General features: G+C 61.9%; 4 protein-coding genes. 1 reads left to right on the top strand and 3 read right to left on the bottom strand.

The features are described 5' to 3' along the window. Nucleotides 1-327: 327 nt before the first annotated feature. From VLA07_RS23915 to VLA07_RS23905, 3 genes are read right to left on the bottom strand one after another with little or no spacing between them, the layout of a single operon-like run. On the bottom strand, nucleotides 328-1,695 hold the full coding sequence (locus VLA07_RS23915; protein WP_096796933.1) for an HlyD family type I secretion periplasmic adaptor subunit: 1,368 nt from the start codon (nucleotides 1,693-1,695) through the stop codon (nucleotides 328-330). After that, nucleotides 1,685-3,841: a type I secretion system permease/ATPase gene (locus VLA07_RS23910; protein WP_027611114.1), complete on the bottom strand. Its 2,157-nt coding sequence runs from the start codon at nucleotides 3,839-3,841 to the stop codon at nucleotides 1,685-1,687. The genes VLA07_RS23915 and VLA07_RS23910 overlap by 11 nt, the downstream gene beginning before the upstream one ends. Nucleotides 3,842-3,883: 42 nt before the next feature. Further along, nucleotides 3,884-5,236, bottom strand: a complete 1,353-nt coding sequence (locus VLA07_RS23905; RefSeq protein WP_329699117.1) for a TolC family outer membrane protein — start codon at nucleotides 5,234-5,236, stop codon at nucleotides 3,884-3,886. 357 nt (nucleotides 5,237-5,593) lie between these two features. On the opposite strand from VLA07_RS23905, the gene VLA07_RS23900 reads away from it, so the two are divergent. Further along, nucleotides 5,594-22,429, top strand: coding sequence for a LapA family giant adhesin (locus VLA07_RS23900; protein WP_333991856.1), 16,836 nt, complete (start codon nucleotides 5,594-5,596; stop codon nucleotides 22,427-22,429). Nucleotides 22,430-22,448 lie beyond the last annotated feature (19 nt).

The raw sequence follows: 22,448 nt of genomic DNA, 5'->3' as shown, positions 1-22,448 counted from the left end.
AGACACTCACGCTGGATTGCGTGTCGGTTCAGGTCGTGCGGCGCGCCGATTGGTCGGCAGGTACGCAGGTGGATGACTTTAAAGCTATAAGAACTGGAAATTAAATACCGTTAATGAATAACGATATGGCGGATGGTGAGGAATGGACTGGATGGTGAGTGACGGTTTGTGTCACTTACTGACAGGGATGTGGTGATTTTGCTGGCCCCTTCGCGAGCAAGCCCGCTCCCACAATGGATCCCGGTCGAACACAGAACCTGCGTCCACTGAAGATCAAATGTGGGAGCGGGCTTGCTCGCGAAGAGGCCAGCCGCAGCGCTGAAGATCCTAGCGCTCGTGCAGTGCTTCCGCCCGCGCCCGGATGATCGGCTTGAGCAGATAGCTCAACACCGATTTCTTGCCGGTGATGATATCCACCGACGCCACCATCCCCGGAATGATCAGCAGCGGCTTTTCATCAGTGCCCAGGTGGCTGCGCTCGGTGCGCACCTTGATGATGTAGTAGGTGGTTTTCTTGTCTTCGTCGGTGATGGTGTCGGCACCGATCTGCTCCAGTTTGGCTTTCAGCCCGCCATAAATGGTGTAGTCGTACGCGGTGAATTTGACGATCGCTTCCTGCCCCGGATGCAGGAACGCAATGTCCTGCGGACGGATCTTGGCTTCGACCAGCAAGGTGTCATCCAGCGGCACGATTTCCACCATGTCGCTGCCCGGCTGAATAACACCGCCGATGGTGTTGACCAGCAACTTGTTGACGATGCCGCGTACCGGCGAGGTGACCAGCGTCCGGCTGACCCGGTCTTCCAGGGCCTTGCCGGTGGCCTGGGCCTTGTTCAGGTCGGTGCGGGCTTCGTTGAGCTGGGTCAGCGCATCGCTGCGAAATTTGCCGCGAGTCTCGTCGATCTTGCGCTGGACTTCCTTGATGGCCGATTCGGCGCGCGGGATCGCCAACGTGGTGGCGTCGAGCTGACCACGGGTTTCGACTTCGGCACGCTTGAGCCGCAGCACTTCCACCGGCGATACGGCGCCCTGCGCCACCAGCGGCTCGGACATGTTGATTTCCTGGCGCTGCAATCCCAGTTGCTGGCGATACTGCGCCTGCTTGGAGCTGAACTCGCGCAGCTCTTGCTGACGCTGGATCAACTGCTCCTGCAAACCGCCGATCTCGTCGTGCAGTTGCTGACGACGACTGATGTACAACGATTCTTCGCTTTTCGCCTGGCCCGGCACGGCTTTGAGCACGTCTTCAGGGAAATTCAGCGGACGGTCATCGACCTCGGCGCTCAAACGCTCGACGCGCAGCAGCATCGACAGCCGATCAGCCTCGGTTTCGCCGACGTTGGAAGCAAATCGCGTGTCGTCCAGACGAATCAGCGGTGCGCCGGCCTCGACGATCTGACCTTCCTTGACGAACATTTCCGAGACAATCCCGCCCTCAAGGTTCTGGATTTTCTGGATCTTCGACGACGGAATCGCCTTGCCGTCGCCCTTGGTCACTTCGTCGATCACGGCGAAGTTGGCCCACAGCAGCAGGAACAGGAAGAAGCCGATGATTGCCCAGATGGTCAGGCGCACGACGCGCGGGGCGTCCTCGATCAGCGCCTTGTTGACCTCCGGCAGCGGCTGGCCCTGCAGCGAGGCAGAACCCTTGAAGTAGCGACGGATCGACTCTTTGACACCCGACTTAAGCAACACTGATCTGCCCCTTCTTCAACGCTTCCATCACGGCGGCTTTCGGGCCATCGGCGAGAATCTGTCCACGGTCGACCACCAGCAGGCGGTCGACCAGCGACAGCAGCGAGGCCCGGTGCGTCACCAGCACCACGGTCTTGTTTTCAACGACGGCGGCCAGACGCTGCTTGAGGCGTTCTTCGCCGGTGTTGTCCATGGCGCTGGTCGGTTCGTCGAGCAGCAGGATCGGCGGATTGAGCAGCAGCGCCCGCGCCAGAGCAACGTTCTGCCGTTGGCCACCGGACAGGTTCTGCCCGCGCTCGCCGACTTGCAGCTCATAACCCTGCGGGTGCAGGCGGGCGAATTCGTGCACGCCGGCCAGTTCGGCGGCTTGCAGTACCAGCTCGTCTTCTACATAGCGCGCGCCGGAGACCAGGTTGTCACGCAGGGTGCCGGCCAGCAGCTGGATGTCCTGCGGCACGTAGCCGATGTTGTAGCGCAGCTCGCTGACGTCGATCTGGCGGATGTCGACGCCGTCCACCAGCAACGCGCCGTCGTCCGGTTGGTACAGGCCGACCAGCAGTTTCGCCAACGAACTCTTGCCCGAGCCGCTGCGGCCGATGATGCCGATCTTCTCGCCAGGACGAATCACCAGGTTGATGTTCTTCAGCGCCGGGTTCTGCTGTTCCGGGTAGGTGAAGTTCAGCTGACGGCACTCGATCGCGCCCTGCAACACCTTGCGGCTCAGCGGACGCTCTTCGAAATTGCGCTCCTGCGGCAGCTCCATCATCTGGTCGACGGAAGTCATGGTCACCCGCGCCTGCTGGTAGCGGGTCAGCAGACCGGACAGCGACGCCAGCGGGCTGAGCGCACGGCCACTGAGCATGTAGCAGGCAATCAGACCGCCCATGCTCAGGTTGCCGGCGATGATCTGGTACACGCCGAAGACGATCATGATCACCCCGGCCAGTTGCTGGATCAGCAGGGTGATATTCATCGCCAGACCGGAGAGCATTTTCACCCGCAGTTCGAGGCGGCTGAGGGTGCCGATGGTCTGTTCCCACTGGTACTGGCGTTCGCTTTCGGCATTGTTGACCTTGACTGCATCGAGGCCGGCGAGGGTTTCGATCAGGCTCGACTGACGCTCGGCGCCGAGCGCCATGGTGCGTTCCATGGTCGCTACCAGCGGCTTTTGCAACGCATAGCCGATCAACAGCGCAATCGGGAACGCCAGCACCGGAATCCACACCAGATGCCCGCCGAGAATCGCGATGACGATGAAGATCAGGATGGTGAACGGCAGGTCGATCAGGCTGGTCAGGGTCAGCGAGGCGAGGAAGTCGCGCAGGCTCTGAAACTCATGGATGTTCTGCGCGAAGCTGCCGACCCGCGCCGGGCGGTACTTCATGGCCATGCCGACGATGCGCTCGAACAGCGTCGCGGAGATGATCAGGTCGGTTTTCTTGCCGGCCAGATCCAGGCACAGGCTGCGCAGGCTTTTGAGGATCAGGTCGAAAATGTAGGCACCGGTGATGCCCAGCGCGAGCACCCACAGAGTCGCCTCGGCCTGGTTCGGCACCACACGGTCGTAGACGTTCATCACGAACAGCGGCGCGGCCATGGCGATGATGTTGATCAGGAAACTGGCGGCGATCGCATCGGCATACAGCCAGCGTGAACGCTTGAGGGTGTCGCGAAACCACGAGCGTGCACGCGGGATCAGCGTGCCGTGGTTGACGTCGAATTTGTGCTGCGGCTGGGCGAAGAACACTTTGCCGGTGTAGTCGTCAGCCAGCAGTTCGCGGCTGACCACCGATTCGCCGCCGTCGCTTTCGCTGAGCAGCACCCGGGCTTCATTGTCACCTTGCCAGCCGAGCAGGACGGCGCTGCGGCCATCCTTGAGTAGCAACAGCGCCGGCATGGCAATCGCCGGAATCTCTTCCAGCTTGCGTTGCAGCACCCGACCCTGCAGCCCGGCGCGAGCCGCTGCGCGGGGCAGCAACTCGACACTCAGGCGCTGCTTGGGCAACGGCAGGCCAGTGGTCAGCATCGCGGCACTGGCCGGCTTCTGGTGCAACATGCATAGAGCGAGCAAGCCATCCAGTAACGGATCGTCGTGCATCGCGCGCGGATCATGAATGAGTTGAACTCGACTGACTTCTGATTCCACGCTCGGCACTCTTGGCTAACAATTGAACAATGAAGGTTCTGCTCAATTCATACCGGGCAGTTGGACCTTCGGCTTCACATCGTTCTGCACGACGGATGCCAATGGTGCGACCACTCCCTGGCTCTTGAGCAACTCGCCCATGGTCGCCTTGATTCGATACTGAGTAAATAACTGAATGTTCTTGATCTCGGCCAGACGGCGCGAAGCGGTGAACAACTCGTTTTCGCTGTCGAGCAAATCGAGCAGGGTGCGCTCGCCGAGGCTGAACTGACGCTGGTAGGCGGTACGCACGGCGGTGCTGTGATCAACGTACTGCTGAGCGATCGGCACCTGCGCATTGGCGTTGTTCAGGGCGTTCCAGGCCAGGCCCAGTTCTTCGTTCAACTGACGCAGGGCGTTGTTGCGGATGTCCAGCGCCTGGTTCGACAGGTACGACTTGGATTCCAGATCGGCCTTGTTGCTGCCGCCCGAGTACAGGTTGAAGCGCATGCGCAGCATCGCCTGCCACTCGTTGTTGTGGCCGTTCTGACCGTCGAGATCGTTGTCGGCAGTGCGACCCAGCTCGGCGTCGAAACGTGGGTAAAAGGTCGACTTGGCGGTTTCGTACTGCTTCTCGGCAGCGGCGATATCGGACTCGGCCGAGCGCAGGATCGGGCTGTTTTCCAGCATCTGCTGGCGCGCTTCATTGAGGTTGGCCGGCATCATCGCCATGAACGGCGCCGGACGCTCCAGCTGGTCTGGCATCTGGCCGACGGCACTGAGGAAGTTGGTCTCGGAGTCGGCGAGGTTGGTCTGTTCGGTGATCAGGTTGTTGCGGGCCTGGGCCATCCGCGCTTCGGCCTGATCAAGGTCAGCGCCGCTACCAACGCCGCGCTGGGTGCGTAGCTGGATCTGATCGTAAATGCGTTGGTGGCTCTTGAGGTTCTCTTCGGCCAGACGCACGAATTCGCGGCGGGTCAGCACGTCCAGGTACACCTGGGCGACGGTCAGCGCGGTGCGCTCGGAAGTGCCGAGCAGCGAGTAGGCGCGCGAGTTGACGGTGGCTTGTTGACGCCCGACTTCGCTGGACGTGGCAAAACCGTCAAAAACCATTTGCGAGAGACGTAAACTTGACTCGCTGCGGTTCAACGTTTCCCAGTGGTTGCCGCCACCGTTGGCGCGCGTGGTCACGCTGTCAGTGCCCTCACGGCCATAACCGCCCAGCAGATCGACCTTGGGCAGGTATCCACCTTTGGCTGCCTTTAACTGATAATCCGCGGCCAAACGACTGTTGACCCCCGCCTGGATTTCCGGATGGACATCCAGTGCCTGTTGCATGGCTTCTGGTAAGGATTGTGCTTGGACGAAAGAGGCGGCGAGGGCGAACGGTAGAGCCTTGAACAAGTGCAAACGCATGGTAAAGATTTCCCAGGACTTCTTGTCTTGAATCACAGCAAAACGTGCTGCTGCGTCGGATGATTGGCAACCGGAATGACCGTATGTCGGAAAGTTCAAAATAGGAACTGGATCACACGCTGAGGGACAGGTCGCCGCGGAAATATCAATGTGACATTAGTGGGGCGATTGTTTAGGATGGCACCCAGAAGGTCAATAGTTTGGCATAAAGTTAATAGCGAAAGAATCTAGCCAAATTATTGACGAAAAACAGCGTCAATCTTGATTCGCAAATTTTTAAAGTACGTCCAGACTGAATCGGCGCCGAAGCCATCAGGCTATGGAAGTCAACTGAACGTGACACCCGGAGAGTCTTCAATGAGCAGTGTTGTTGCCATCGTCAAAAGCATTGTCGGTCAGGTATTCGTGGTCTCCCCCGAGGGTGTACGCCGCGTGCTCGTTGAAGGCGATCGCCTGTTCGTCGGCGACCAGATCGATACCGGCCTCTCCGGCGCCGTGTCGCTGGAACTGGCGGATGGCCGCACCCTGGACCTGGGCCGTGAAACCCAGTGGAGCGCCAACGCGCCCGACTCCAGCACTGACCTGGCCGAGGCCACCGCGCAGGCCGCGCCGTCTGTAGCCGAACTGCAGCAAGCCATCGCTGCCGGTGCCGACCCGACCACCGCCCTTGAAGCCACCGCTGCCGGCGCTACCGCCGCAGGGACTGGCGGCGCGGCAGGCGGCGGCCACAGCTTCGTGATGCTCGATGCCACCGCTGGCCGCGTCGATCCGACCATCGGCTTCCCGACCGCGGGCATCAACTCCGGCGCACAAGTGGCACAGAACATCACCGGTGGCCAGACCACCGACACCACCACCAACGCCCTGCGTGAGTCGACCCTGAGCCTCAGCGCCACGCCGACCATCACCGAAGCCGGCGGCGTGCTGGTGTACACCGCGACCCTGACCCAGGCGCCGCTGACCGACCTGACCATCACTCTGTCCAACGGCTCGGTGATCGTGATTCCGGCCGGTTCCACCACCGGCACCGTCAACGTGCCGCTGGCACCGAACGACACCGTTTATAACGACCCGACCCAGATCGACGTCACCGTCACCGGCACCACCGGCGGCAACGGCATTACCGTGACCCCGCCGACCACCCCGGCCACGACTCAGGTCACCGACACCATCGACACCACCACCGTCACCCTGACCGCTGGCAATAGCGTCACCGAAGGCGGTCAGATCACCTACACCGCGACCCTGACCAACCCGGCACAGACGCCGGTCACCGTCACCCTGTCCAACGGCTCGACCATCACTATCGAAGCCGGCCAGACCACCGGCACCGTCAACGTGCCAACCGCGCCGAATGACGTCTACAACAACGGCAGCACCGTCAGCACCACCATCACTGGTGCCACTGGTGGCAACTTCGAGAGTCTGGTACCGAACACGACTCCAGCCGTAACGAACATCGTCGATTCGCGCGACACCACCGGCCTGACCCTCACCGCCACCGGTACCGTGGTCGAAGGTGGCCAGATCACCTACACCGCGACCCTGACCAATCCGGCACAGACCCCGGTCACCGTCACCCTGTCTAACGGCTCGACCATCACCATCGAAGCCGGCCAGACCACTGGCACCGTCAACGTGCCGACCGCGCCGAACGACGTCTACAACAACGGTGGCACCGTCAGCACCACGATTACCGGTGCGACCGGCGGCAACTTCGAGAATCTGCTGCCAAACACCACGCCGGCGACCACCACCGTCACCGACTCCATCGACACCACCAACCTGTCGCTGAGCGCGACCGGCACCGTCGCTGAAGGCGGCTCGATCGCTTACACCGCCACCTTGACCAACCCGGCCGGTACCCCGGTGACCGTGACGTTGAGCAACGGCTCCGTCATCACCATCGACGCCGGCAAAACCACCGGCACTGTGACCGTTCCCGCGCCTGCGGATGACGTCTACAAAGACGCCGGCAAGGTCGAAGTCAGCATCACCGGCACCACCGGCGGCAATTTCGAGAACCTGGTGCCGAGCACCGTTCCGGCTGTTACCGAAGTCACTGACACCATCGATACCTCGACCGTCAAACTGACTGCCGATACGTCGGTCGCTGAGGGCGGCACTGTCACTTACACCGCCACCGTCGGCGCGCCTGTCACCGGTTCGCCAGTGACCGTGACCCTGGCCAACGGTCAGACCATCACCATCGAAGTGGGCAAAACCACCGGCACCGTGACCACCACCGCGCCGAACGATGCGTTGACCGGCAACCCACCGCTGACCAACGCCATCACCAATGTCAGTGGCGGTAACTACGAGAACCTCGTCGCCGATAAAACTCCGGTTTCGACCACCGTTACCGACACCGTCGACACCACCAACCTGTCGTTGAGCGCGACCGGTACCGTGGCTGAGGGCGGTTCAATCGTTTACACCGCGACGTTGACCAATGCTGCCGGCTCGCCGGTCACCGTGACCCTGAGCAACGGCGCCGTGATCACCATCGAAGCCGGTAAAACCACCGGCACCGTGACGGTTCCGGCGCCTGCGGATGACGTCTACAAAGATGCCGGCAAAGTCGAAGTCAGCATCACCGGCACTACCGGTGGCAATTTCGAGAACCTGGTGCCGAGCACCGTTCCGGCGGTCACCGAAGTCACCGACACCATCGATACCTCGACCGTCAAACTGACCGCTGATAATTCGGTCGCTGAGGGCGGCACCGTCACTTACACCGCCACCGTCGGTGCACCTGTGACCGGTTCGCCGGTTGTCGTGACCCTGGCCAACGGTCAGACCATCACCATCGAAGTGGGCAAAACCACCGGCACCGTGACCACCACCGCACCGAACGACGTGCTGAACGGCCAGGCGCCGCTGAGCAACTCGATCACTGGCGTGAGCGGTGGCAACTACGAGAATCTGGTCGCCGACAAGACGCCGGTCAGCACCACCGTGACCGACACCGTCGACACCACCAACCTGACGTTGAGCGCCACTGGCTCCGTCGCTGAAGGCGGTTCGATTGTCTACACCGCGACCCTGACCAACCCGGCCGGCACCCCGGTGACCGTGACCCTGAGCAATGGCTCCGTCATCACCATCGAAGCCGGTAAAACCACCGGTACCGTGACTGTTCCGGCGCCTGCCGATGACGTCTACAAAGATGCCGGCAAAGTCGAAGTCAGCATCACCGGCACTACCGGTGGCAATTTCGAGAACCTGGTGCCGAGCACCGTTCCGGCGGTCACCGAAGTCACCGACACCATCGATACCTCGACCGTCAAACTGACCGCTGATAATTCGGTCGCTGAGGGCGGCACCGTCACTTACACCGCCACCGTCGGTGCACCTGTGACCGGTTCGCCGGTTGTCGTGACCCTGGCCAACGGTCAGACCATCACCATCGAAGTGGGCAAAACCACCGGCACCGTGACCACCACCGCACCGAACGACGTGCTGAACGGCCAGGCGCCGCTGAGCAACTCGATCACTGGCGTGAGCGGTGGCAACTACGAGAATCTGGTCGCCGACAAGACGCCGGTCAGCACCACCGTGACCGACACCGTCGACACCACCAACCTGACGTTGAGCGCCACTGGCTCCGTCGCTGAAGGCGGTTCGATTGTCTACACCGCGACCCTGACCAACCCGGCCGGCACCCCGGTGACCGTGACCCTGAGCAATGGCTCCGTCATCACCATCGAAGCCGGTAAAACCACCGGTACCGTGACTGTTCCGGCGCCTGCCGATGACGTCTACAAAGATGCCGGCAAAGTCGAAGTCAGCATCACCGGCACTACCGGTGGCAATTTCGAGAACCTGGTGCCGAGCACCGTTCCGGCGGTCACCGAAGTCACCGACACCATCGATACCTCGACCGTCAAACTGACCGCTGATAATTCGGTCGCTGAGGGCGGCACCGTCACTTACACCGCGACTGTCGGGGCCCCGGTAACCGGTTCGCCAGTGACCGTCACGTTGGCAAACGGCCAGACCATCACCATCGAAGTGGGTAAAACCACCGGCACCGTCACCACCACTGCGCCAAACGATGCATTGAACGGTCACGAGCCACTGACCAACGCGATCACTGACGTGAGCGGCGGCAACTACGAGAATCTTGTAGCGGATAAAACCCCGGTTTCGACCAGCGTCACCGACACCGTCGACACCACAAACCTGTCGCTGACTGCGACCGGCACCGTGGCGGAAGGCGGTTCGATCGTCTACACCGCAACCCTGACCAATCCGGCCGGTACTCCGGTAACCGTGACCCTGAGCAATGGCTCGGTGATCACCATCGAAGCAGGTAAAACCACCGGCACCGTGACCGTTCCGGCGCCAGCCGATGACGTCTACAAAGATGCCGGCAAGGTTGAGGTCAGCATCACCGGAACAACCGGCGGCAATTTCGAGAACCTGGTGCCGAGCACCGTCCCTGTGGTCACTGAAGTGACTGACACCATCGACACCTCGACCGTCAAACTGACCGCCGATACTTCGGTGGCTGAAGGTGGCACCGTCACTTACACCGCCACTGTCGGTGCGCCGGTGACTGGCTCGCCGGTTGTTGTGACCCTGGCCAACGGTCAGACCATCACCATCGAAGTGGGCAAAACCACTGGCATCGTGACCACCACCGCACCGAACGATGCGTTGACCGGTCACGAGCCACTGACCAACGCGATCACTGACGTGAGCGGTGGCAACTACGAAAACCTGGTCGCTGACAAAACCCCGATTTCGACCAACGTCACCGACACCGTCGACACCACCAACTTGACCCTGAGCGCCACCGGCACCGTGGCGGAAGGCGGTTCGATCGTCTACACCGCTACCCTGACCAATCCGGCCGGTACTCCGGTGACCGTGACCTTGTCCAACGGCTCGGTGATCACCATCGACGCGGGCAAAACCACCGGCACCGTGACCGTTCCAGCACCCGCCGATGACGTTTACAAAGACGCTGGCAAGGTTGAAGTCACGATCAAAGACGCCGCAGGCGGCAATTTCGAGAACCTGGTGCCGAGCACCGTTCCGGCTGTTACCGAAGTGACCGATACCATCGATACGTCGACGGTCAAACTCACCGCCGACACTTCGGTCGCTGAAGGCGGGACTGTCACTTACACCGCCACCGTCGGCGCACCGGTAACCGGCTCGCCGGTTGTTGTCACCTTGGCCAATGGTCAGAACATCACCATCGAAGTGGGCAAAACCACCGGCACCGTGACCACCACCGCGCCAAACGATGCGCTGAACGGTCACGAACCGCTGACCAACTCGATTACCGGCGTCACCGGTGGCAACTACGAAAATCTGGTGGCGGACAAAACTCCGGTTTCGACCAACGTTACCGACACCGTCGATACCACCGACCTGACGTTGAGCGCCACTGGCTCCGTTGCCGAAGGTGGTTCGATCGTTTACACCGCGACCCTGACCAATCCGGCCGGTACGCCGGTGACCGTGACCCTGTCGAACGGTTCGGTGATCACCATTGAAGCAGGTAAAACTACCGGCACCGTGACCGTTCCAGCGCCAGCCGATGACGTCTACAAGGACGCTGGCAAGGTTGAAGTCACGATCAAAGACGCCGCAGGCGGCAATTTCGAGAACCTGGTGCCGAGCACGGTTCCGGCTGTCACCGAAGTCACTGACACCATTGACACCTCGACCGTGAAACTCACGGCCGATACTTCGGTCGCTGAAGGTGGCACCGTCACCTACACCGCTACCGTTGGCGCACCAGTCACCGGCTCGCCTGTGGTCGTGGCCCTGGCCAACGGTCAGAACATCACCATCGAAGTCGGCAAAACCACCGGCACCGTGACCACCACTGCGCCAAACGATGCGCTGAACGGTCACGAACCGCTGACCAACTCGATTACCGGCGTCACCGGCGGCAACTATGAAAATCTGGTCGCTGACAAAACTCCGGTCAGCACCACCGTCACTGACACCGTGGACACGACGAATCTGTCGCTCAGCGCCACCAACTCGGTCGCCGAGGGTGGTTCGATCACCTACACCGCGACCCTGACCAACGCTGCTGGCTCGCCAGTCACCGTGACCCTGAGCAACGGCTCGGTGATCACTATCGAAGCCGGTAAAACTACCGGCACCGTGACCGTTCCAGCACCAGCCGATGACGTCTACAAAGATGCCGGCAAAGTCGAAGTCACCATCAACGGTGCAACCGGCGGCAACTTCGAGAACCTCGTTCCGAGCACTGTTCCGGCAGTGACTGAAGTCACTGACACCATCGACACCACGTCGGTGAAACTGACCGCAACCGAGTCCGCTGCTGAAGGTGGCACCGTCACCTACACCGCGACTGTCGGTGCTCCGGTAACCGGTTCGCCTGTGGTCGTGACCCTGGCTAATGGTCAGAACATCACCATCGAAGTCGGCAAGACCACCGGCACCGTGACCACCACCGCACCGAACGATGCGTTGAACGGTCATGCGCCGCTGACTAACGCCATCACCGACGTGAGCGGCGGCAACTACGAGAATCTGGTTGCCGACAAAACCCCGGTCAGCACCACCGTGACCGATACCGTCGACACCACCAACCTGTCGCTGAGCGCGACCGGTACCGTGGCTGAGGGCGGTTCGATCGTTTACACCGCGACGTTGACCAATGCTGCCGGCTCGCCGGTCACCGTGACCCTGAGCAACGGCGCCGTGATCACCATCGACGCGGGTAAAACCACCGGCACCGTGACCGTTCCAGCACCTGCCGATGACGTCTACAAAGACGCCGGCAAGGTCGAAGTCACGATCAAGGATGCTGCGGGCGGCAACTTCGAGAACCTGGTGCCGAGCACCGTTCCGGCCGTCACCGAAGTCACCGACACCATCGATACCTCGACCGTGAAGCTGACCGCCGATACTTCGGTGGCTGAAGGCGGCACTGTCACTTACACCGCGACTGTTGGCGCTCCAGTGACTGGCGCACCTGTTGTTGTGACCCTGGCCAACGGTCAGACCATCACCATCGACATCGGCAAGACCACCGGCACCGTGACGACCACCGCTCCGAACGATGCGCTGAACGGTCATGAGCCGCTGAACAACTCGATCACCAATGTCAGCGGCGGCAACTACGAAAACCTCGTCGCCGACAAGACGCCAGTCAGCACCACCGTGACCGACACCGTCGACACCACCAACCTGTCGCTGAGCGCGACGCCGGCGGTGAACGAAGGCGGGCAGATCACCTACACCGCCACCCTGACCAACGCCGCCGGCACTCCGGTGACCGTGACCTTGAGCAATGGCGCGGTGATCACCATCGACGCCGGCAAAACTTCCGGCACCGTGACCGTCGATGCGCCGAAGGATGACGTCTACAAGGACGCCGGCACCGTTGAGGCGACCATCAAGGGCGCGACCGGTGGCGAGTTCGAAAACCTGGTGACCAGCAACACCCCGGCCGTGACCACCGTCAACGACACCATCGACACTTCCACCGTGTCGTTGACCGCCACCGCCAACGTCGCCGAAGGCGAAACCGTGGTTTATACCGCGAGCGTCACCGCGCCGGTAACCGGCTCGCCAGTTGTGGTCACTCTGTCCAATGGCCAGACCATCACCATCGCCGTCGGTGAGACCACCGGCAGCGTGAATTTCGTTGCACCGAACAGCCCATTGGCGGGCGGCAGCTCGTTGAGCGTGGCCATCGACAAGGTTGCCGGCGGCAACTATGAGAACCTGGTGGCCGACAAGACACCGGCGAACACCTCGGTGTCGGACACCGTCGACACCACCAACCTGAACCTGACCGCCAGCGACTCGGTGGCCGAGGGTGGTTCGATTGTTTACACCGCGACCCTGACCAATCCGGCCGGGACGCCGGTGACCGTGACGCTGTCCAACGGCGCGGTGATCACCATCGAAGCCGGTAAAACGTCGGGCACCGTAACCGTTCCAGCTCCGGCTGACGACGTGTACAAAGACGCGGGTAAAGTCGAAGCAACCATTTCCAGCGCTACCGGTGGCAACTTCGAGAACCTGGTGCCTAGCACCGTTCCGGCCGTCACCAACGTGACCGACACCATCGATACCACCACGGTCAAACTGACCGCGACCGAATCGGCTGCGGAAGGTGGCACCGTCACTTACACCGCGACTGTCGGCGCGCCAGTGACTGGCTCGCCGGTCGTGGTGACCTTGGCAAACGGTCAGAACATCACCATTGAGGTGGGTAAAACCACTGGCACCGTGACTACCAGTGCGCCGAACGATGCGTTGACCGGCCACGCGCCGCTGACCAACGCCATCACCGACGTGAGCGGCGGTAACTACGAAAACCTCGTGGCGGATAAAACGCCGGTTTCGACCAATGTCACCGACACCGTCGACACCACCAATCTGTCGCTCAGTGCGACCGGCACCGTGGCCGAGGGTGGCTCGATCGTCTACACCGCGACGCTGACCAACGCTGCCGGCTCACCGGTTACCGTGACGTTGAGCAACGGCGCAGTGATCACCATCGACGCCGGTAAAACCTCTGGAACCGTGACCGTTCCGGCGCCAGCCGATGACGTGTACAAAGATGCCGGCAAAGTCGAAGCGACCATTTCCAGCGCTACCGGTGGCAACTTTGAAAATCTGGTACCGAGCACTGTGCCGGCCGTCACCAATGTCACCGATACCATCGACACCACCACGGTCAAACTGACCGCGACCGAATCGGCTGCGGAAGGTGGCACCGTCACCTACACCGCCACCGTCGGTGCTCCGGTAACCGGCTCGCCTGTGGTCGTGACCCTGGCCAACGGTCAGAACATCACCATCGAAGTCGGCAAGACCACAGGCACCGTGACCACCACCGCGCCGAACGATGCGTTGACCGGACATGCGCCACTGACCAACGCCATCACCGACGTGAGCGGCGGTAACTACGAAAACCTCGTGGCGGATAAAACGCCGGTTTCGACCAATGTCACCGATACCGTCGACACCACCAACCTGTCGCTCAGTGCCACTGGCACCGTCGCTGAAGGCGGCTCGATCGTCTACACCGCGACCCTAACCAATCCGGCCGGCACCCCAGTCACCGTGACATTGAGCAACGGCGCCGTAATCACTATCGACGCCGGCAAAACCACTGGCACCGTAACCGTTCCGGCGCCTGCCGATGACGTCTACAAAGACGCGGGCAAAGTCGAAGCGACCATTTCCACCGCCACCGGTGGCAACTTCGAGAACCTGGTGCCGAGTACCGTGCCGGCTGTCACCGAAGTCACCGACACCATCGACACCTCGACCGTCAAACTGACCGCCGATACCTCGGTGGCCGAAGGCGGCACCGTGACCTATACAGCAACCGTCGGCGCACCAGTCACGGGCTCTCCGGTTGTGGTGACCCTGGCCAACGGTCAGAACATCACCATCGAAGTCGGCAAGACCACTGGCACCGTGACCACCGCTGCACCGAACGATGCGCTGACCGGTCATGCGCCTCTGACCAACTCGATCACCGGTGTGACCGGTGGCAACTACGAAAACCTCGTGGCTGACACAACCCCGGTCAGCACTAACGTCACCGACACCGTCGACACCACTAACCTGTCGCTGTCCGCGACCGGTACCGTGGCCGAAGGCGGCTCGATCGTTTATACCGCAACCCTGACCAACGCCGCTGGTTCGCCAGTCACCGTGACGTTGAGCAACGGCGCCGTGATCACCATCGAGGCTGGCAAAACCACCGGCACTGTGACCGTTCCGGCACCGGCCGACGATGTCTACAAAGACGCGGGTAAAGTCGAAGCAACCATTTCCACCGCTACTGGTGGCAACTTCGAAAACCTGGTGCCGAGTACCGTTCCGGCCGTCACCAACGTCACCGACACCATCGACACCACCACGGTCAAACTGACCGCGACCGAGTCTGCTGCTGAAGGTGGCACCGTCACCTACACCGCAACCGTCGGTGCACCGGTAACCGGTTCGCCAGTGACCGTGACTCTGGCCAACGGCCAGAACATCACCATTGAAGTGGGTAAAACCACCGGTACCGTGACCACCACCGCACCGAACGATGCGCTGACCGGCCATGCGCCGTTGACCAACGCCATCACTAACGTGACCGGTGGCAACTACGAGAATCTGGTCGCCGACAAAACCCCGGTTTCGACCACCGTTACCGATACAGTCGACACCACCAACCTGTCCCTGAGCGCAACCAATTCGGTCGCCGAGGGCGGTGCGATCATCTACACCGCGACCTTGACCAACGCGGCTGGCTCGCCAGTCACCGTGACCCTGTCGAACGGCGCTGTGATCACCATCGAAGCCGGTAAAACCACTGGCACCGTGACCGTTCCGGCACCTGCCGATGACGTCTACAAAGACGCCGGCACCGTTCAGGCAACGATCACCAACGCTACCGGTGGCAACTTCGAAAACCTGGTACCGAGCACCGTGCCGGCTGTGACTCAGGTCACCGACACCATCGACACCACCACGGTCAAACTGACCGCGACCGAGTCTGCTGCCGAAGGGGGTACCGTCACCTACACCGCGACCGTTGGTGCGCCAGTGACGGGCTCGCCAGTCGTGGTAACTCTGGCCAACGGTCAGAACATCACCATCGAAGTCGGCAAAACCACCGGCACCGTCACTACCACCGCACCGAACGATGCGCTGACCGGCCACGCGCCGCTGACCAACGCGATCACCAACGTCAGTGGTGGCAACTACGAAAACCTCGTTGCCGACAAGACCCCGGTCAATACCACAGTCACCGATACCGTCGACACCACCAACCTGTCGCTGTCCGCGACCGGTACCGTGGCCGAAGGCGGCTCGATCGTTTACACCGCGACGCTGACCAACGCTGCCGGCTCGCCGGTTACCGTGACGTTGAGCAACGGCGCCGTGATCACCATCGACGCCGGCAAAACCACCGGCACCGTGACCGTTCCGGCTCCAGCGGATGACGTCTACAAAGACGCCGGCACCGTTGAGGCCACGATCAAGACCGCGACTGGCGGCAATTTCGAAAACCTGGTGACCAGCAACACCCCGGCCGTGACCAGCGTCACCGACACCATCGACACCACCACGGTCAAACTGACCGCGACCGAGTCTGCTGCTGAAGGTGGTACCGTCACCTACACCGCGACCGTTGGTGCACCGGTAACCGGTTCGCCAGTGACCGTGACTCTGGCCAACGGCCAGAACATCACCATCGAAGTCGGCAAAACCACCGGCACCGTGACCACCACCGCACCGAACGACGTGTTGACCGGTCATGCGCCACTGACCAACGCCATCACCAACGTCAGCGGCGGCAACTACGAGAACCTCGTCGCCGACAAGACTCCGGTCAGCACCACCGTGACCGACACCATTGACACCACCAACCTGTCGCTGAGCGCGACCGGCACCGTGGCCGAGGGTGGCTCGATTGTTTACACCGCAACGCTGACCAACGCCGCTGGTTCGCCAGTGACCGTGACCCTGAGCAACGGCGCCGTGATCACAATCGACGCCGGTAAAACCACCGGTACCGTCACCGTCCCTGCCCCGGCCGACGACGTCTACAAAGACGCCGGCACTGTTCAGGCAACGATCAAAACCGCGACCGGTGGCAGCTTCGAGAACCTGGTTCCAAGCACCACGCCAGCCGTGACCAATGTCACCGACACCATCGACACCACGGGCGTGAAACTCACCGCCACGGGCACCGTGGCCGAAGGTGGCACCGTCACTTACACCGCTACCGTTGGTGCGCCAGTTACCGGCTCGCCTGTCGTCGTGACCCTGGCCAACGGTCAGACCATCACCATCGACATCGGCAAAACCACCGGCACCGTGACCAGCATCGCACCGAACGATGCGCTGACCGGTCACGCGCCGTTGACCAACTCGATCACTAACGTGACCGGCGGCAACTACGAAAATCTGGTAGCCGACAAGACACCGGTCAGCACCACCGTGACCGACACTGTCGATACGACCAACCTGTCCCTCAGCGCCACCAACACGGTCGCCGAGGGCGGTTCGATCATCTACACCGCGACCTTGACCAACGCGGCTGGTTCGCCGGTCACTGTGACTCTGTCCAACGGCGCCGTGATCACCATCGACGCCGGTAAAACCACTGGCACCGTGACCGTTCCTGCCCCGGCTGATGACGTCTACAAAGACGCCGGCACCGTGCAGGCAACCATCACCAATGCCAGCGGCGGCAACTTCGAAAACCTGGTACCAAGCACCGTACCGGCCGTGACCAGCGTCACCGATACCATCGACACCACTACCGTGAAGTTGTCTGCCACCGGTACAGCGGCTGAAGGCGGCAACGTCGTCTACACCGCCACCGTCGGCGCGCCAGTCACTGGTTCGCCAGTCGTGGTGACTCTGTCCAATGGCCAGACCATCACCATCGACATCGGCAAAACCACCGGCACCGTAACCACCACCGCACCGAACGATGCGCTGACCGGTCACGCGCCGTTGACCAACGCAATCACCAACGTGAGCGGCGGCAACTACGAAAACCTGGTGGCCGACAAAACCCCGGTCAGCACCACCGTGACCGACACCGTCGACACCACCAATCTGTCGTTGTCCGCGACCGGCACCGTGGCCGAAGGTGGCTCGATCGTTTACACCGCAACCCTGACCAACGCCGCGGGTTCGCCAGTGACCGTGACCCTGAGCAACGGCGCAGTCATCACCATCGACGCCGGTAAAACCACCGGCACCGTGACCGTTCCTGCACCAGCCGATGACGTCTACAAAGACGCCGGCACCGTGCAGGCGACCATCAAGTCGGCGACAGGTGGCAGCTTCGAAAACCTGGTGCCAAGCACCACGCCAGCCGTAACCAGCGTCACCGACACCATCGACACCACTGGCGTGAAACTCACCGCCACGGGTACTGTCGCCGAGGGTGGCACTGTCACCTACACCGCCACTGTCGGTGCGCCTGTGACTGGCTCGCCAGTTGTCGTGACCCTGTCCAACGGCCAGACCATCACCATCGACATCGGCAAAACCACCGGCACCGTGACCACCACTGCGCCGAACGACGTGTTGACCGGCCACGCACCGTTGACCAATGCGATCACCAACGTCAGCGGCGGCAACTACGAAAATCTGGTAGCCGACAAAACCCCGGTCAGCACCACCGTGACCGACACCGTCGACACCACCAGCCTGTCGCTGAGCGCGACCCCGGCGGTGAACGAGGGCGGCCAGATCACCTACACCGCCACCCTGAGCAACGCTGCCGGTTCCCCGGTAACCGTGACCCTGAGCAACGGCTCGGTGATCACCATCGACGCCGGCAAAACCACTGGCACCGTGACCGTTCCGGCTCCGGCTGACGACGTCTACAAAGACGCCGGCAGCGTGCAGGCGACCATCACCAACGCCAGCGGTGGCAACTTCGAGAACCTGGTACCGAGCACGACACCGGCCGTGACCAACGTCGCCGATACCATCGACACCACCACCGTCAGCATCACCGGCAGCACCTCGGTGACCGAAGGCCAGACCGCCAGCTACACCGTCAGCCTGACGCACCCGGCGCAAACCGACGTGACCCTGAAGATCGTCTACAGCGGCACCGCTGCCGACGGTTCGGACTTCACTGGCGTGTACACCGTGAAGATTCCGGCGGGCGCCAGCAGCGCGCAGTTCAACGTCGCGACCATCGATGACAAGATCACCGAAGGCACCGAGAACTTCGTGGTCAAGATCGACTCGGCCACCGGCGGCAACTTCGAGAACCTGGCCGTCAGCAGCACCAACGGCAGTGTCAGCACCTCGATCATCGACAACGATGCGCCACCGGTCATCGACCTGGATGCCAACAACTCCAGCGGCGCCACCGGTGCCGACTACAAGGTGACCTTCACCGAAAACACCCCGGGCGCCGGCGTGTCGATTGCCGACACTGACCTGACGATCACCGACCCGGACAGCACCATGCTGACCGGCGCGACCATCGTGCTGACCAACCGTCAGGACGGCGATGCACTGAACCTCGGCAACAGCGTCAACGGCATCACGATCAATGCCAACAGCACCAACGGCACCGTGACCCTGACCTTGTCGGGCAACGCGACGCTCGCCGACTACATGCAGGCGATCAAAAACATCACCTTCACCAACAGCAGTGAAGACCCGAGCACCGTGCCGCGGATCATCACCGTGACCGTGACCGATGGCGGTAACTACTCCAACACCGCGACCACCACGGTCAACGTGGTGGCGGTAAACGATGCGCCGGTTGCGGCTCCGGTCAACGTCACCGGCACCGAAGACACCCCGCTGATCCTCGGCTGGTCGACCTTCGGTGTGACCGACGTCGACAGCCCGGCCAGCAGCCTGGGCATCAAAATCACCCAGCTGCCGGGCGAAGGCAAACTGCAGTATCTGGACGGTTCGACCTGGAAAGACGTCGCCAACAACCAGACCTTCAGCAAGGCTGACATCGACGCTGGCAAATTGCGCTTCATGCCGGATGCCAACGAATCGGGGGTCAACGGCTACGGCGGCAACGGCGTCGGCAACAACCAGGCCGACTACGCGCAGATCAAGTTCCAGCCAACCGACGGCCAACTGCTGGGCAACACCGGCACCGTGAAGATCGACATCACGCCAGTGGCGGATGCGCCGACCGTGAGCGTGGCCGACAACAGCGTGAAGTCCACCGGGCTGGTCAAGGAAGTCTGGACCGGCCTGTCGGGCCTGGGCACCAGCGGCAACGGCGCTGACTCGACCACGTTGAAAAACGTGATCGACGGCGCCGGCACCCCGAACTCCAGCACCAACGTGAATAACGTGCAGTCCGACGGCAGCGTGACCGCCGGTACCGCGTCGAAGACCTCGGGCCTGATCTATCTGGAAGCCGGCAAGACCTACAGCTTCAGCGGTGTGGCTGACGACAGCCTGCTGATCACCATTGGCGGCAAGAGCGTGGCGTCGGGTACCTGGGGCGCGGGCGGTGCGATCAGCGGTTCGTTCACCCCGACCACCAGCGGCTACTACACCCTGGACATCTACCACCACAACCAGAGCGGCCCGGGCAGCTATGACGTGAACCTGTCGGTCAACGGCAGCACGCCAATCGACCTGAGCAGCGCCGGCGTGCCGATCTACACCGGGGTGCAGGATCTGGTGAATTCCGGTGTGACTGTCTCCGATCTGCACGGCACAAACGGCGAAGGCTATTACGACGGCTACAAGCTCAACACCGGCGCCGAAGGCACCACGGTGAAACTGTCGGCGATCAACACCGCGCTGACCGATACCGACGGTTCGGAAACCCTGAGCGTGAAGATCAGTGGCGCGCCGGTCGGCTCGGTTCTCTCCGACGGCAACGGTCACACCTTCACAGTCACCGCGAGCAACGGCGAAGCCAACGTCACCGGCTGGAACCTCGGCAGCCTGACCGTAACCCCGCCGACCTACTACAACGGCCAGTTCAACCTGACCGTGACCTCGACCTCCACTGAAATGGTCGGCGGTTCGGCCAGCAGCACCGCGACGATTCCGGTCACCGTGGTGCCGGCGGTTTATAACGCGGTGGTGGGTACCTCTGGCGACGACACCTTCAACGGTACCGATGGCAACGACATCATGGTCGCCGACATCGGTGGTCTGACCGTGGTGCCGGGCACCAACTACAACATCGCGTTCATGGTCGACAGCTCGGGCAGCATGAGCACCTCGTCGATCAACGCGGCCAAGGACTCGCTGACCTCGGTGTTCAACACCCTCAAGCAGAGCCTGGGCGGCAGCAACTCGGGCACGGTGAACATCTTCCTGGCGGACTTCGATACCCAGGTCAACAAGTCGGTGTCGGTGAACCTCAACGACCCGAACGCGCTGACCAAGCTCAAAGCCGTGCTCGACTCGATGGCGTCCGGCGGCGGCACCAACTACGAGGACGTGTTCAAGACCACGGCCAACTTCTTCCAGAGCGCGGAAGCTGTGGCGAACACCGGGGCGAAGAACCTCACGTACTTCATCACCGACGGCCAGCCGACCTACTACCAGAGCGGCGAGCAGACCAACCCGACGCTGTACGGCAGCGTGAAGTTCGACAGTGTGGTGACAACCAGCAACTACAAGCTGGGCGATACCTTCAGCACGTACATCGACAACACGCATTACCTGAGCATCACCGCCAGCGGTTATGCCCAGTTGCAGACCTACACTGGCCGTGGCTGGACCACCACCAACCTGGGCACGGTTCACGCTCAGGGTGATGGTACCTATGAGCTGTCGAGTCTGGCGGGCAGCGGCAGCAGCACCAGCTCGGCCACCACCGACAACTCGACCAGCAGCTTCGCCTTGCTCAGCGGTCTGTCGAATGTCGAGGCGATCGGTATCAACAGCGGTGTCAGCCTCAACGACCTGAAACCGTATGACTCGGATCACTCGCCGCAGACCAACATCGATCCGAAGGATCTGGCCAACTCGATCATCGGCCACACCGAAGCGACGCTGCCGGGCAACGACACCGTCAGCGGTGGCGACGGCAACGACATCCTGTTCGGCGACCTGGTGAGCTTCAACGGCATTGCCGGCGAGGGTTATCAGGCGATGCAGGCGTTCGTGGCGCAGCAGACCGGGGTCGACGTCAGCAAGGTCACCACCAGCAACGTGCACCAGTACATCACCGAGCACTATCAGGCGTTCGATGTATCCGGCGCACATGACGGCAACGACACGCTGCTGGGTGGCGCAGGCAATGACATCCTGTTCGGCTCGGGCGGCAACGACCTGCTCGACGGCGGCAAGGGCAATGACATCCTGCTCGGCGGCACCGGCAATGACACGCTGATCGGCGGCCAGGGCAACGACATCTTGATCGGTGGTTCCGGTGCCGACACCTTCGTCTGGAAAGCAGGCGACACCGGCAATGACGTGATCAAGGACTTCAACGCCAACGAAGGTGACCGCATCGACCTGCGCGATCTGTTGCAGGGTGAAACCGGCAGCACCATCGACAACTTCCTGAAGATCACCACGGTTGATGGCACGTCGTCGCTGCAAGTCAGCTCGGCGGGCAAGTTCAACTCCGGCGACGCGGCAGCCGCCACGCCGGACGTGACGATCAAACTGGAAGGCAACAACTGGTCGAGCGCCAACATTCACAACCTGATTGCCGGCAGCGATCCGACCATCAAGGTCGACCACAACAACAGCTGATGCGTGAACAAAACGGCCG

This window comes from Pseudomonas sp. S3(2024) (assembly GCF_036861315.1).
Classification (GTDB): Bacteria; Pseudomonadota; Gammaproteobacteria; order Pseudomonadales; family Pseudomonadaceae; genus Aquipseudomonas; species Aquipseudomonas putida_A.
The sequence above is the reverse complement of the archived record's forward strand: the minus strand, read 5'-3'. Positions and strand labels throughout refer to the sequence as shown.